The following is a 15677-nucleotide window of genomic DNA, read 5'->3' as shown; positions in this document are numbered from 1 at the left end:
TTAGAAAATGTTAAGGTTTCTAGGCTTTCATAGAGTGATTTTTAAGCGATCGCTTAGATTAAGGTCCGCAACTGCTCAATCGATAGTCCAGTGGTTTCTGCAACTTGGGCGATCGGCATTCCAGTTTGCAGCAATCTGTGGGCAATTTGTTGGATCTGTGCCTCCGCTTGCTCTGCCCGTTTATGTTCTTGCTCTGTTGCGGTTAGCAAAATAGAGCCATCTAACTGCCCCCATCGCAACCAGGTCGCTTCAACTTGCTTAAAAGTGCCTTGCCACTGCACGAGAGTTAGATTCAAGACCTGGCTCATCATCTGCCCTTGAGCATTCGGGACAATAGGTTGGTAGCGCCCTCCCTGAAGTTGAAACCCTGCCCAATCTTGTGGATTAAAAGGGTCGAACCAGTAGTATTCAGGAACGTGCATTCGGTTTTGATAAATGCTTTTCTTCTCGGTCTTGTCTTTTGCAGCAGTGCTGTCTGAGAGAAGTTCAATGACGATATCGGGGGTCTTGCCCTCTTCCCAACTGACCCAGCTTAGGCGTTCGCCTTTGGGTACATCTAACGCCACAAAAACATCGGGCCCTTTGTAGTCCTGGTTTTTGACTTGCGCCAGACTGTAGTAAACAAACATATTGCCACCCACGTAGCCATCTGTTCGGGCATCTAACCAGGGCAGCAAGGCATCGATCAACAACTCCATTTGCAGCTTATGGCGCTGAGTTTCCATATTCTCGTTGTCGTCGTAGGGTAGGTCTGCTTGTGTTGGCGGCATCTCGAAGGGTGCGCCAACGGTGGGCATCAGGTTGGGTTGGGTGGAGGTCATAGTTAATCAGCCCTCTGCAACAGGTTTGCTCTGATTGTAGCGGGTTTGCGCCTAAGGATTTTGCGGCTTAACTCGGCTTCTCATTGCTTTGGTATTGGATTAAGCCAAATTCAATGAACTTTCACATTCCACAGGTGCAGCATGAGGACTGAGAGAGAGCTTGCCTGCTTTTGGGTTGGTACTATAAGTTGGCTGATGCTAGGGAATATGCCGTTGCTGGCGCAGAATGTAATTGTGCCGGATGAAACCCGAATGAAATTGTGTTTGGGTCAGGAGCACGATTAGATTTGGGTAGATCGTTTTTGGCGACGATGGCGGATGCGATCGGGTTTGGAAACTTAGGTTCGTTTAGTGCTGGTGGTAGAGTTACACCGGGATTGCTGACAGTGAACCCCTCCGCGTTTTTGCTTAGTAAAGCAATGCAGCTAATCCCATCCATGAAAAATCCCCTTGCAGACATTTAGTTGTAAGGGGAAATTAGTGTCGTGTCTCGTATGTGATAGATTGTTGCACTGGTTAAGCTCACGTTGACTTAGCAATAGTAGCTGTACCAGTAAATGTTCCCGTAACCATCTGTATAATAGTTAGTGCAAACATCGGGAACAATTGTGTAAGCCGTCTGCATCTCCTGCTTAGAATCAGATAGAGCCGTTTCTAAACTGGGTAAGGTAGGAACAGTAGTGGGTGAAGAAAGCACGTCAATCTTATGGAATCCAGAGGCTAGAGCATCGGCTTTGGGAGCAAATGTTAAAGTAAAAAAGCCAAGGGTTAAAAGGCTGGTCATCGTGGTAGCGATTAGCTTTTTCATGATCGGATCTCCTAGGTTTAAGTGAATTTGTTTGGTGGAAGGCAGTGATTTGTTATTGGGTTTGCTGCCCTGTTGATTTACAGAATAGCGGGGTGAATCAGTAAATGTATTCCCCTTTTCTGTCAGTTCACTCACCAGGTTAAGCAGTTGATATTGCCACATTCCAAAATAAAAATGTAGTTTTCTGCAATGGCAGTGCCGCGATCGCCCCTATCCCAACTGCCTCTTTGGCTGAATCATCACGACGCTGGCAAATGCGAGCTTTCGTCGTAGGCACAACCCATACTTTGGCAACGCGGTTGGCATAAAAGTGAATGATTTTAAACGTTGCTTTCTCTATTCTAAAAAGCATGGAACACGGAATCAGTCCTTGAAATATCAAGGTAAATAACGTTCCTAGCTCAAGGATATCTAGTACTTCAACATCTTGTCATTTCATTGGAGAGTATTATGTCAGACCATTTAGATTATCGGGTTACTTCCTATACCAATCTTGGTAAATATCAAGATATCATTTCCCAACATGCGATCGCAGCGGCTGGCGCGGCTGGTGTGGGTGCAATACTTCCTCTTGCTGATACCGTCGCTGTCTCAGGAATTTGGATTGCGATGATTGCTCGAATTGCCGAAAGATCAGGTCAAAATGCAGACGATGCTGTGATTCAGAAATTTGTCATCAGTGTGCTTCAAGGTGCGGGTTCATATATTGTTGGCACTGCTGTACTGAGGATATTAATGATGACAACAGGTGTCGGTATTATTGGAGCCGCAGTTCTTAATGCATTGCTGAACTTTCTTTATACTGCTCGTCTAGGCATTTTTATTGCAGAACAGTTTGATAAACCTGGATTTGAAATGACACATGCCTTAGCTACTGTGGATTCGCTCATTCAAATTGTCTTCTCAATTCCTACCATTGACGAGCTAAAGTTTGCTTTTAACGTGACTCAAGGAAAGTAATGCCTCAGCATTGTTAAATAGAGGGATGAACAGCAAAATCTGCCCTCATTCTAGTCCTCTCCCAGAAGAAGAGATAAGAGATTTAGCTCCCTTCTGCCTAGAGACAAGGATTGGGGATGAGGGTAATTTGTGTTTGTTAATTACAAATCGCACAGAGATGCCTTTCACGCTTGCCTGACGTGAGGTCATTTAATCTTAATAGGTGATTCATAGTTGCTAGAAAAACGACATTGTGCGATCAAACGTATCCATTGCAGTTTTCTGAAATCGTCCGTTCCTAATTAAACAAATCTCACCTTCCAAACTTGGAAAACAAAATAGCGTAAACCGTAGACGACTTGTTCGATTGGGTCTTCTATTCTAAGACGTAAGCAAAGGTTGATGTCACTACAACTGTTTCATTAAGACTAATCAAGGTCATTAACTTTTTCTGAGCTAACAAATCCCTACTATCTAATCAGGAGATGAAGATGAATAAAATTCAAGCCGCCTTCGAGATTTTGTATTTTTTGTGTGCCGCCGATGGCAATGTTGATGACAGAGAAGTTTCCGTTATCCGAGAATTTCTAGAAGCTAACTACACCATGGTTTCCTTTGATCCTCATGAAGTCATCAATGACATTGAGATTTTAAACTCAGAGGGAAGGCTAGAAGAGTTCACGTCAGCCGTTATGCAATTTAAGACCTTGAGCGCTGCAACAGATCGGAGAATCTTTTTGAATTTCGCAGTCAAGCTGATTGTTGCAGATGGCAGTGTCAGTGAAGGTGAGGACTATCTCTTTAAACTCATCGCAAATACTTGGGGAATTGATATCTCTAGTTTTATATCAGTAGTCGCTTTGTAGATGTCATGGGCTCCCTGAATAACTGATTTAGAACGCTTTCAGGGAGTCTATTAACTAGATGATCGCAAATCAGATTCTTTGTAACGCCTTTGTCCATAAACGTAATATATTTAACGATCGCACTGAAGAAAAACATGATAGGTTTTACTCTGTGTGAGGGCGTTATTAGGCGTAAGTAGGGATTTGAAACCGTTGAAATGCAGAAAACAAGTGCTTTCTCTCCAGTTCCTCTGCTGGTTTACTCCTGCTGGTCTAGTTGCCATTTCTTCAACAGTTTTATCTGCTCCTTGGGCTTCTGCTCAGTCTCTGGAAGATATAGCTCAATCTCCCTCGCCAACTGTAAACATTGATGTACCCAGAAATCCAAATTCAATTGAACAGATCCTTCCTACGCCACCGTCTCCTCTTCCGGTAGAACCGCCATCGCCATCGCCATCCCCTGAATTAGAGACGATTCCTCGGACTTCTCCCGCAGAACCTCCTGCGCCCAATCTCTCGCAGTTTCCTTTAGAAAAAGTCGAAATCCTGGGAAGCCCGGTGTTGCATCCCGTGTTGCAAGGAGTCCCGGAGGAGAATCAGCAGACGAAAGAGGCGATCGCCTCTCTCATCCAACAGTCTTCCTGCGATATTATTACGCCTAGCTTGAATGCCTTAAGCGGTCTACGTTCCGAAACAAGCCAACTTTTTGTTCCCCTCAATAGTTGTGACGTGACCTTTGATGATTTGATTCGGTTACGGACTGCCATTACGATGCTTTATGCCAGTAACGGCTATGTGACCTCTGGGGCTTTTCTACTTGCGAACCAGGATCTCGATCGCCGAGTTGTACAAATTCAAGTGGTCGAGGGTGAGTTGGAGCGCGTTGATGTTTGTTTGCTATCAAATCGCAGCAGAGAAGATCGTACTGAGATAGAACCCCCAGAAGAATTATCTTCTAATGCATCATCAGCTTCAGAACCAAATGCGTTACCCGTTCCCTTATCAGAAGCATCCAGTCGCTGTGGTTCTGCTCGCTTACAAGATCGGTATGTGCGATCGCGCCTCAACTTAGCCGACTCTGTACCCCTCAGTCAGTTCAGGATCGAACGGGCTTTGCAGCTTTTGCAACTTGACCCGCTCGTTGAACAGGTAAACGCTGAATTAACGGCAGGTAGTAGTCCTGGTCAGAATGTGTTGCAAGTCCGGCTGAGAGAAGCTCCGCCGTTGGGCGTAGAGTTACTAGCAGATAACTACCAATCGCCCAGTATTGGCTCTTACCAGGTAGGAATTTCAGCGAGCTATACCAATATTTTAGGGGTAGGCGATCGCCTCAGCGCTCAATATGGCATTACGGAGGGGCTAGATCTTTATGATGTGGGCTACAGCATTCCGGTAAACCCCAGAGAGGGTACGCTGACTTTGCGCTACGGCAATAACAACAGCAATATTGTGACCGATGACTTTGCAGATTTGGGCATTCGTAGTGAAGCCGAAACCTTCTCGGTTGGGTTTCGCCAGCCGCTAGAGAGAACGCCCACAACTGAGTTTGCTCTAGGGTTAGGAGTTGATATCCGTCGGAGCCAGACGTTTATTTTGGACGATCGCCCTTTCTCGTTTTCGGAAGGTGCTGAGGAAGGTCAATCCAGGGTAACTGCAATTCGGTTTTCGCAGGATTGGGTAAATCGAGGACGGCGGCAAGTGTTGGCAGCGCGATCGCAGTTTAGCTTGGGGATTAATGCCTTTGATGCCACAGTTAATGATTCTGGAACAGATGGACAATTTTTGGCGTGGTTAGGTCAATTTCAATACGTTCAGCAAATCTCTGCGGCGCGAATGCTGTTGGTGACTCGGTTGAATGCCCAACTGACACCCGATTCTCTGCTCTCGCTAGAACGCTTTAGTTTTGGCGGCGTAGAGTCAGTGCGAGGCTATGCCCAAAACCAGGTTGTTGCTGATAATGGGGTCTTTGGTTCGGTTGAACTTCGCATTCCGCTAACCGATGATCCGGGGCGGTTGCAAGTCGTTCCCTTTGCGGAGGGTGGTTACGCTTGGAATAACAAGACGATCGATCCACCGGATGATTTTATTGCTGGGGTGGGCTTAGGGATACGCTGGCAACCGATCCCAGATTTGAGTATTCGAGTCGATTATGGCATTCCGTTAACTGATGTGGAGGCAGGTAATTCGTTGCAGGAAAATGGAGTTTACTTTTCGGTACGATATCAGCCGTTTTGAGAATAGGTCGCTGAAATAACTGAGACTAAGAGCAAATTTGCTCCAACGTGAATGTATTCCTAAACTACTAAGGTGAAATCGATCATGAGGCAATTACATCAGAGTTGGGGACTCGGTTCTTTAGTATTGCTCAGCACGATCGCTCTAATGACTGATGGTGCGAACGCCCAGGTGATTCCTGATCAGACATTGGGAACCGAAAACTCAACTGTGCGGAATGAACAAATTCAAGGACGGGATGGAATTGAGCGATCGAGTGAGCTAATTGAAGGGGGCGCAAGACGGGGTGGCAATCTCTTCCATAGCTTTGGACAGTTTGATGTGCCGGAAGGACAAGGGGCTTATTTTGCTAACCCAGAGGGAGTTTCCAATATTCTAGGTCGCGTGACGGGTGGCGATCTCTCGGAGATCTTTGGAACGTTGGGGGTACTGGGGAGTGCCAATCTATTTTTGATTAATCCGAATGGGATTGTGTTTGGTTCAAATGCGAGTTTGGATTTGGGTGGATCTTTTGTGGGGACGACGGCGAACGCAGTGCAGTTTGGGGATCAGGGTTTGTTCAGTGCTGTTGGTTCTGAGATTCCTCAGCAACTGCTCACAGTAAACCCTTCTGCATTTTTGTTTAACTCACCGTCGGTTACAACCAATTCAATCACCGTTCAAGGTAATGGACAGGGTATTCGATCAACGACCACACTAGTTGATACACAGTTTGGTTTGCGCGTTCCAGAAAATCAGACACTTGCGTTGATTGGCGGAAATCTAATCTTTGACGGAGCCACGATAAAAACTGCTGGTGGACGAATTGAGTTGGGCAGTGTTGGATCTGGTTCTGTTGAACTTGTGGCTGTGACAGATGGATGGACTTTCAATTATGCCAATGTTCCAGCTTTTCAAGATATTCAGCTTGTCCAACGAGCAGTGATAGATGCCAGTGGGCTGGGAGGCGGAAACATCCAGGTACGAGGAAACCAGATTACTTTGACAGGTGAGTCACAAATTGAGGCGAGCACGTTAGGAGATCAGCCCGGTGGTCGCTTAGATATTACAGCAGATGGTGTGATTAATATAAGAGGATTAGCAACTGATAGTAATTACACTGGTGTATACGCCCAAGCTTATCGAGGCTCGACGGGTACAGGAGACAATGTAACTATTAGGGGTGACAGTATTTCCCTCAATGGACTGGCAATAATTTCGACTACTACCCGTGGCACAGGTCGGGGTGGAGACATAACAATTCAGGCAAATCAGGGAGTAGATGTTGATGGTGCTGGGGTAGTGACGCGAATAGAAACAGGTGTTTCTGGACAAACAGGAGCTTTAGGAGGAAACTTAACTATTACCGCTCCACGGTTAAACGTAAGAGGTGCGCAAATTTCGTCTTCAGTAAGCAGGAATGGAAATGGACAAGCTGGCAATTTGACTGTTCGTGCATCTGATTCAGTAAGTTTGAGCGGTGAAATTCCAGGTAATGGGAGTGGAGATGGTTTCCCCGGTGGTTTGCTCGCTGTAGTTGACACTGATGCAACAGGGCGAGGTGGAAACTTAGTAATTGAAACAGGACTCTTAAGCATTAGTGATGGCAGCAAAGCCCAAGCAATTTCCTTTGGAAATGGTAGTGCAGGTGATGTCTTTATTTCAGCCGATCGCGTGGAAATATTTGAGACAACTGTGCCAAATACATTTGCTACCGGAATATTTATAGGAACTGGACTAGATCCGCGTAATACAGAATTACCTACAGGCAATGGTGGAAATTTAACAATCCGAGCTAATCAAATTAGTATTCGAGGTGGGCAAATTTCCGGGGATACATCAGGTCAAGGAAATGCAGGTACAGTCCTGCTTCATGCAAATGATTCAGTAGAAGTAATAGATACTTCGGTGCAGACCGGGCTGTCAAGTTCTATTAGTGCAGATGTGAATCAAAGAGCTACTGGACAAGGTGGAGATTTAACTATTGAAACTAGAAATTTAATTGTTAGAGGTGGTCAAATAACGGCATCTACTTCCGGTACTGGAAATGCTGGCAACCTAACCATCCGTGCATCTAACTCAGTAAACTTGAGCGGCGAAATTCCAGGTAGTGGAGGCGAAGACGGTTTTCCAGGTGGCTTGTTTGCAATAGTCAATCCCAATGCAACAGGACAAGGGGGAAATTTAAGAATCGAAACAGGACGCTTAAGCATTAGCGATGGCAGTAAAGCTCAAGCAATCACGTTTGGAAATGGTGATGCAGGCGCTGTTCTTATCAATGCCAACGACGTAGAAGTTTTTGAGACTGATCAATTCAATGATTTCACAACAGGTATATTTGTTGGATCTGGTTTAGATCCCCGTAACACTGAGTTGCCGCGAGGAGGACAAGGTAATTTAACAATTCATGCTAACCGAGTCAGTGTAAGGGGCGGTCAGATATCAGCAGATACGAGAGGTCAGGGAAATGCGGGCAGGATTTTGATCCAGGCTCGTGATTCAGTTGAAGTAGTAGATACAACGGCAGTAACAGGAAATTCTAGTCTAATTTCTGCTCTTGTTTATTCTGAAGCAACAGGTCGAGGAGGTGATGTGACTATTGAGACCAATCGTTTGATTGTGCAAGGAGGACGAATTGCTGCATCAACCAGCGGTCAGGGCGATGCTGGAAATTTAACAATTCGCGCTTTAGACTCAATTACGCTTACAGGGGAAGCTCCTGGCTCAAATGGAAATCGTGCTTCTGCTGGAGGTTTATTTGCACGAGTTAGACCTGGTGCTTCAGGGAAGGGCGGTCAAGTAACGATTACGACAGGACACCTGAATATCAACGATGGTAGCCAGATTCAAGTTACTACATTCGGTAATGGCAGAGCAGGGCAATTATTAATTCAAGCTAACGAAGTTGATGTGCGAGATACAGACGAACCTAATTCCTCTCCAACAGGAATACTCGCTGGTGTTGAGGCTGAACCTCAGCAGACAATTCCACCTGTGGGTGATGGAGGAGATGCCACCATCAGAGCCAATCGTTTAAGCATTAACGGTGGACAAATATCTGCAAATACCTCTGGACAAGGAAACGCAGGACAGTTAAGCATCTATGCACGCGACTCCGTAGAGATTGTCGGCACACCCGCGAATATTGGGGCAGAAAGCTTTTTAGGAGCAAATGTTAATCAAGGAGCCACCGGACGAGGTGGGGACATCAACATTGAAACCGCTCAATTAAACGTTAGAAACGGAGGTCGAATATCTGCTTCCACGTCTGGAACGGGTAGCGCAGGAAGTATTCGAGTGCAAGGAGCAAATTCAGTCATTTTAGATAACGGTTCAATCTCTACAGCCGTCAATGTTGGAGCCGCAGCCGAACCACCAAGCAACATCAATCTACAAACCGATCGCCTCTCCTTAACTAACGGTGCAGAAATCACCGCCAGTACATCCGGTCGAGGCAACGCTGGAAACATCACCATCCGCGATGCTAACGCTATCAATCTCGATCGCTCTACCATTTCCTCTACCGTGAATGATGGAGCGATCGGTAGAGGTGGCAATATCACCCTACGAACTGACAGGCTCAACCTCGATCGCGCCAACATCACCGCCAGGACTCAAGGGCAGGGTCGAGCAGGCAATATTACGGTGCAAGATGCTAATCAGGTTAACCTCAATCGTAACAGCATCATTTCCACGGAAGTAGGGACAACCGGGATAGGTCGAGGTGGCAACATTGATATTGAAACTGCTCGGCTCCAGTTAAACAATTCAGATATTACTTCCAGCACCAGTGGGCAAGGCAACACCGGAACCATCAACCTCAACGCCACCCGTGACATCAATCTCCGCAACCAGAGCCGTATTACCAACCGTGTTAGGGAAGACGCAACGGGCAACGCTCGTACCATTCGCCTCAACACTCCCGAACTTTCTTTACAAGGCAACTCCTTAATCTCTGCGGCAACTGATGGCAACGGGCGATCGGGCAATGTTATTGTCCCCAACGCTAATTCTGTTTCCCTCGACAACAGCAGAATTACAACCCGAATTGAGGATGATGGTGTTGTCCCTCAATCCGCCAACTCACGTAATAATCGACGCAGCAATATCACCCTTAATACCAATACACTTACCTTGACTAATAACGCCCGCATTACCGCCAATACCCAAGGGCAAGGCAATGCAGGTAACATTACTGTTCGCAACGCAGAGAACGTTACCGTAGAAGATGGCAGCACCATCTCTACTGCCGTTCAGGAAGGAGCTATAGGACGCGGGGGCAACATCAACCTAACCAGCGATACACTCAACCTAGAAAATGCCCGCATCACCGCCCGTACCGCAGCCCCAGGACGAGCAGGTAACATTGACATTAATGCTAGCGACTCGATCGCCGCCAACAATAGCACAATCGAAACCCGCTCTAACAATTCATCCAGTGGCAACGTGGCGATCGCTGCTGGAACCGTCCAACTTCAAGGTAACAGCGATATCCGCACACAGGTCGATCGCGGGGAAGGCAGGGGCGGCAACATTGCTCTGACCGCTAACTCAGTCGTTGCCTTCGATGATAGCGATATTGTCACGAGCGCCCCTGAAGGGCAAGGCGGCAATATTACCTTTAATACTCCGGCATTTTTTGGGGATGGCTACCAGCCCAACACCCCAGAAACCGGAAGTACCAGCGATCGCGTTGATGTCGATGCTAGCGGTGTACAATCTGGTATTGTCACTACTCCCGATGTCAGCTTCATTCAGAATAGTCTGGCTGATTTGTCTGACAACGCTACCGACCCTGAAACTTTACTTGCTAATAGCTGTATTGTGCGCGATCGCCAACAAGGAAGCTTTACCGTCACTGGCCCTGGCGGCTTACCCGAACGCCCTGGCAACGCCAGTCAATCTGCCTATCCTACCGGGACTATCCAATCTGTTCCTGAAAGCGAATCTAGAGGCAATCGCCCCTGGCAAATGGGTGATGCGATCGTTGAACCGCAGGGAGTATATCGGCTCTCCGGTGGTCGATTAGTCATGGGACGCGAGTGTTCAACAACTGGAAGCTAGCGCAGGTTTAACCTCGGTAAAATCTCAGCCTGTCGCCGAAGCAGTCAAAATATATCTAATCTGAGCGTAGGTTAAATTAGGATTAGCGCTGAGCATTAGGGCTATGACTCCCGCCACATGAGGCGCTGCCATTGAGGTGCCGTTCATCTTGGCATAGTTATGATTAGGAGTTGTAGACCAGATATCAACTCCCGGTGCGACTACAAATTGGGTGCGGCTATTTTGACCTGCACCGTTAGAGAAACTAGCAACTCTTCCATTGGTATCAATTGCCCCTACAGCAATGCCATAGGCAGTCGCGTATTTAGCAGGAAAAATAGGAGATGCAGCCTGATTGTTTCCTGAAGAACTGACCGTGATCACATTATTGTTCGCCGCATAGACTAGAGCACTGACAATCTCTGGAGTTTCTGGAAATGAGAGGCTCATATTAATGACTTTAGCCCCATTATTAACCGCATAGCGAATGGCCTCTGCGAGGCTTCCTGAATTAGTAAAGCTTGTAGTTCCATTTCTATTCGTTTGAATATTTCCCATCCGAATCGCCATGATTTTAGCTTCAGGAGCAACACCCGTTACCCCAAAGCTGTTTTCCATTGCTGCGATCGTTCCAGCAACATGAGTGCCATGTACTTGTCCTGGATCGTTTGTTCCTGGCAAAACGTTATTGTTATTCTGACCTATCCCAAAATTCCAGCCGTAGATATCATCTACGTAGCCATTGCGATCGTTATCAATTCCATCTCCAGCAATTTCTCTGGTATTACGCCAAATACTACCGTTTAGATCGGGGTGATTAATATCCACACCCGAATCAATGACTGCCACCTTAATTCCTTGTCCCTTAGCTCCCCATAACCACGCTTCGGGTGCCTTGACTAAATCGTTGTTCCAGTTAAACCCGCCCAAATCTGCCACTTCGGATAAAGCATGGGGATAATACCCGGCTGACCAGGCAACGGCTCTAGCTGCATTCACCAGCCCATAGCCATAGGCTGAGTTAAAAGAAGAGCTTGATAGTGAGGCATTTTTTGGGTTTGCTACAAGGGGTTGAGTGGCGCTCAGCCCAGTTAGAAAATCCCGATTGCCCCTTGAGACAGCTTTACCATTTTTCTTTACCTTGAGATGTTTTTCATTGAAAGAGGTCGAAGATTGGGTAGATTTCAATAGCTTTAAACAGTCTTCAGTCAAATAATCAGATTGTTCAAACTCTGGATGGATTTTTCCCCTCTTCAGATTCAAAGTGATGTCTTTGTCTGATTTCAATGCCAGTTCTATTCGATGAACCGGAATGGCATAGGTATTTTCTCCGTCTGCAAAACTGCTGATACCCTTATGAGCTTCATTGAAGAGGCGATCGATCGTTGAAGCATCAGGTTGATTGGAATGGGATGTTGTCGGGTCAAACATGAGCCGTTACCTAACAGAAGAATATGTTCCAAACAATAGAGGAATACAAATAGCAATACATTACGACTCTCTGATCACTTGCTTACTCAAGCAGGAAACAGTAAGTATAGAAATTGGCTATGCTCCTTGCAGTTTTCGGTAATTGGCATAGCCAGACGGCGTTACGAGCCGTGTCAAATAGCGCAACTCTCTTTGCTGAAAGGATGGGTGCGCTGATTGCATCTGATCTTTACGATAGGCAGTAAGCGAATCGATTCAGCTTCCTGATTTTCAATCATACTGAGTGTTTGCTTAAGCGTTCATTATTTAGAGATTATTATGACAACCCTAACTCGCTCATCTCATTCGTTAAATTCTGCTAGCTCACCCCTACGGAATACAATCAATCTGCCAACAGAGCTTTTTTCAGAAGGCAGCAGCTTGAATCAAAAAACAGTGCGACTTCACAATCGATCAAGCGTCAGTTCTGAGAATTCAATGACTTCTAAAGCAGCAAGCGTTACTCGCCTTGCTGTGTTTCAAGGACGTAGTCCCTCTGTGCTTCGAGTTACAGGAAATGGTACTCGGAACACCACGGGTGTTCAGCAAATGCACAATGGCAGTGCCTGGGAGTTTTTCAGCAACGGGGCATTTCGGTTTACCCCGGCAGGTTTAGGAACCATTGCCCGAACTGATCTATTTCCAATCGTAGGGAGATATCAGCAGACCAATAACGGGCTGAGTTTTTCTGGCTCTAGAAGTTCAAGCATGACAACCTCTAGAAACTTTGCCAGTGTTCAAGGTAGCTTCTACAGATCAGGGAGCGGTTTCCGAGCCAGAGTTGCTCAACAGACTGTGTTAATTAATGCGGCTGTTGTTAACGGCACCTCTTTTGGCTCAAACACTGATCGAACAGTCACGTTGGATATGGCAGTGGTTAGAATCGCCTAGAGCAGAATTAAATACCTGTAATACTTTGCGGCTAGCAACGGATGTCGCAACAACTAGCCTATTAATCATCAAGACATTCGTTGCCGTCGCTTCATCTAATCACAGCCTCTAATCACAGTCCCATATTTCTTCGGCAAAACCATGTCAAATTTACTACAGTTACCAGAACAGTCTGCCCTCACCCTTGCTTCTCCCCCTTCAGTACTGGCGATCGCCAATCATCCCATTTCCTTTCAGCAAGCACTCCAGAGCTTGCGAAACTCTGGCAAATTATCTCTATTTTTGGAAGAAATCGCAACTCAATATCTCCTTGAGCAGGAGTTTCAACAACGCTCTGACCTCGAGATTCAGGCTTCAGCTATTGAGGAGGCGATCGTAACCTTTCAACAGCAAAACGGCTTAACCGAACTCCGAAATTTTCAGAGCTGGTTAAAGAGCAAAGGATGGGATGAGTCGATCTTCCGTGAACAAATTGCGCTTAATCTAAAGTTAGAGAAGTTTAAGGTGCAGTTAGCACAACCGCAGCTATTACAGCACTTCATTGAAAATAAACTCTTGCTCGATCAAGTTGTTCTTTCTCGGATTGTTGTCGCTTCCCAAGACCTAGCCGAAGAGTTGAAAATTCAAATTGTTGAAGAAAGTGGCAGTTTCGAGGGACTAGCGCAAACGTATTCTCAAAGTGAAGATGGTGCTACGAATGGCATGATGGGTGCAGTCAGCCGATTGCAGATTCAACAAACAATTGCGATCGATGTATATGCTGCTGAAGTTGGAGAGATCATTGGACCAATTGCCTGCGATGGTGACTGTTGGTGCCTGATTCGAGTCGAGAAGATGCTTCCAGCCACGTTAGATTATGCTACTGCCCAACAGTTACAAGACGAGATCTTCCAGCAGTGGTTGTCGAACAAGATGCAGTCTTTAGTGATTGATCTTTGCTTAAGTGAGCCGATTCATTCTGCTGACCAGTTCATTTAATCCTAATCAAATCGGTACACGGGGAACTGGGACTAGTAGATGCAGCCCTACTCGTTAAAGTGCACCGCAGGTGAGAATTCCCTGACTTTGTGAGGAGCTTAGTGAACTGTTACATCACTTCACGGAGTGCAGGATTGTGTCCCTGAATGATTCAGGTCATAGTTAAATTAGCTCTTGCAACTTTGTAGGGAGCCAATAAAGGCTTCAAGCTTGTGCGGATCAGTACTAAACCTGATTTTTTCCAGCACGTCATCTGTTGAATTACTTTGAGAGCCGCTGGAGCCAAGTCTCTAATGCTAACTGGACAACGCCTTCTAGAGAAGGGTGTAGCTTGGGCTGGTCAATCCATTTGGCATAGTTTTCAAACCGTAGAGCTAGCCCAGCTCGATAATGAGGATTGGCTCCTATATTGTGGTATTGTCCGATGTATTCTCGACGATACTGAGGACTATTAAAGAAGCGCTGGCGGTTTTCTGCTTTAGCCGGGAGTAATTTACTAAGAGGACGGATTTTTCCTGCTTGCCATTCGCTCACCGAAATTTTTCTGCCATTACCTTGAGGCACATGACCTAGATCTGAAACCATTTGCCAGTCTGTCCAGATCCGCATTCGAGCCACGCCTTGCCGGGTTTGACTGCCGGATAAAACGTGAGGGAGCCACAGGTACAGCACTACACAAGCGCGCGAACGATCCCAACGGAATTCGGCGCAGGGTTTAGATTTACTTTTGCCATACATCACACTGCCGCTCCTCACCGTCTCCTGCATACGAGTATCGAATCGTAAGAAACGATCGCGCGATTGCAAAAAACTGTGTTGCTCTGAAGTACAACAGGGAGCGATGAGATTGAGAAAACTTTTGGGCGGGTTAGGAATATTGACCGCCTCAGTCCTCTCTTCATAGGGAATTTTGACTTGCACCTGTTGTTGTGTGTCTAGATTGCTCAGTCGCAAGTAGATCTGATTGGCTCGTTCTAGAACTTTAAACTGCCAGAATTCGATGTCTAGATAGTTGTACTGGTGATCAATCTGATTGTCTCGGTGAAAAGCGGGGGCGATCGCAATCAGACGAATGGGTTGGCTGTAATCAACCTGATCTGGAAAAGGTTGAATCCGTTGCATCGCATCGAAATATCGGGTAATTTGTTGAACCAGGTATCGATCTTCGACATTTTTGAGTTCCGGGATAGTCAATTGTTGATTTGCATTGACCGCTAGGAGGTCACAGACTTGCCCCTCGACCGTATATTGCTGCTTCAGGATGGAGAGTCCAAAGAGTGTCAGTAAGTGAGAACGCACAAACATTTCAAAGTTGGCTTCATTCTCAAAATGCCAATGTTCAGCCGATTTCCTTAAACTAATTAGATTAGACACAAGAAACAGTAGTTTGCTACGGAACCCATTTAGTATCTTTCCCCGTAACCGTAAGCTTGGTAACCTGTGGGGTTCATATTTTTCACTGTTTTCTGTTCAGAGTTTCTCATTTCATGGTCGTTGAGTTCCCTGAGACAGCTTCTCTGTCCGTACTATTTTTGGATGGCTCACAAAAGCGATCGCAAAACTGATGAAAATTTGTCAGTTGTCACTTTTTTTTGAACCAAAGCTAAAGCTGCTTTCGCCTCACAGCGACTAGCCGAATTCAAAAAAGCCCTATGGTCAATTCCCAAC

Annotated in this window: 12 protein-coding genes; 6 read left to right on the top strand and 6 right to left on the bottom strand. The window is 46.2% G+C overall.

From position 1 onward, the window contains the following. Positions 1 to 53 precede the first annotated feature (53 nt). From KME11_22500 to KME11_22485, 4 genes are all read right to left on the bottom strand, one after another. The gene (locus KME11_22500) at positions 54 to 797 is read right to left on the bottom strand and encodes a Uma2 family endonuclease (protein MBW4517981.1); all 744 of its coding nucleotides are present in this window, start codon (positions 795 to 797) and stop codon (positions 54 to 56) included. Between the two features lie 205 nt (positions 798 to 1002). Next, a complete protein-coding gene (locus KME11_22495) occupies positions 1003 to 1260 on the bottom strand; it encodes a hypothetical protein (GenBank protein ID MBW4517980.1) in 258 nt (85 codons plus the stop codon). Between the two features lie 93 nt (positions 1261 to 1353). Next, the gene (locus KME11_22490) at positions 1354 to 1629 is read right to left on the bottom strand and encodes a hypothetical protein (protein ID MBW4517979.1); all 276 of its coding nucleotides are present in this window, start codon (positions 1627 to 1629) and stop codon (positions 1354 to 1356) included. A gap of 139 nt (positions 1630 to 1768) precedes the next feature. Further along, positions 1769 to 1981: a hypothetical protein gene (locus tag KME11_22485; GenBank protein MBW4517978.1), complete on the bottom strand. Its 213-nt coding sequence runs from the start codon at positions 1979 to 1981 to the stop codon at positions 1769 to 1771. A 98-nt stretch (positions 1982 to 2079) separates the two neighbouring features. Here KME11_22485 and KME11_22480 point away from each other — a divergent pair, with 98 nt between their 5' ends. The 4 genes from KME11_22480 to KME11_22465 all read left to right on the top strand — a co-directional run bounded on the left by KME11_22480 (position 2080) and on the right by KME11_22465 (position 10691). Further along, positions 2080 to 2589, top strand: coding sequence for a hypothetical protein (locus KME11_22480; protein MBW4517977.1), 510 nt, complete (start codon positions 2080 to 2082; stop codon positions 2587 to 2589). 470 nt (positions 2590 to 3059) lie between these two features. Then, entirely contained in the window at positions 3060 to 3434 is a 375-nt protein-coding gene (locus tag KME11_22475; protein ID MBW4517976.1) for a TerB family tellurite resistance protein, read from the top strand. Positions 3435 to 3644: 210 nt separating this feature from the next. Then, positions 3645 to 5648, top strand: coding sequence for a ShlB/FhaC/HecB family hemolysin secretion/activation protein (locus KME11_22470; protein ID MBW4517975.1), 2004 nt, complete (start codon positions 3645 to 3647; stop codon positions 5646 to 5648). 84 nt (positions 5649 to 5732) lie between these two features. Continuing rightward, a complete protein-coding gene (locus KME11_22465) occupies positions 5733 to 10691 on the top strand; it encodes a filamentous hemagglutinin N-terminal domain-containing protein (protein ID MBW4517974.1) in 4959 nt (1652 codons plus the stop codon). A 24-nt stretch (positions 10692 to 10715) separates the two neighbouring features. Here the strand turns inward: KME11_22465 and KME11_22460 are convergent, their stop codons facing one another. Continuing rightward, complete coding sequence (locus KME11_22460) at positions 10716 to 12101, bottom strand: S8 family serine peptidase (GenBank protein ID MBW4517973.1); 1386 nt, start codon at positions 12099 to 12101, stop codon at positions 10716 to 10718. 477 nt (positions 12102 to 12578) lie between these two features. Here KME11_22460 and KME11_22455 point away from each other — a divergent pair, with 477 nt between their 5' ends. Together KME11_22455 and KME11_22450 are read left to right on the top strand one after the other, a co-directional pair. Further along, positions 12579 to 13031 (top strand): hypothetical protein, encoded by a 453-nt coding sequence (locus tag KME11_22455; GenBank protein ID MBW4517972.1) that lies wholly within the window; start codon positions 12579 to 12581, stop codon positions 13029 to 13031. A gap of 141 nt (positions 13032 to 13172) precedes the next feature. Further along, entirely contained in the window at positions 13173 to 14009 is an 837-nt protein-coding gene (locus tag KME11_22450) for a peptidylprolyl isomerase (protein ID MBW4517971.1), read from the top strand. Between the two features lie 261 nt (positions 14010 to 14270). Here the strand turns inward: KME11_22450 and KME11_22445 are convergent, their stop codons facing one another. Beyond that, positions 14271 to 15383 (bottom strand): hypothetical protein, encoded by a 1113-nt coding sequence (locus KME11_22445; GenBank protein ID MBW4517970.1) that lies wholly within the window; start codon positions 15381 to 15383, stop codon positions 14271 to 14273. Positions 15384 to 15677 lie beyond the last annotated feature (294 nt).

Origin of the sequence: Timaviella obliquedivisa GSE-PSE-MK23-08B (assembly GCA_019358855.1) — a bacterium.
GTDB classification, from domain to species: domain Bacteria; phylum Cyanobacteriota; class Cyanobacteriia; order Elainellales; family Elainellaceae; genus Timaviella; species Timaviella obliquedivisa.
This window is presented reverse-complemented; position numbering and strand designations above follow the sequence as displayed.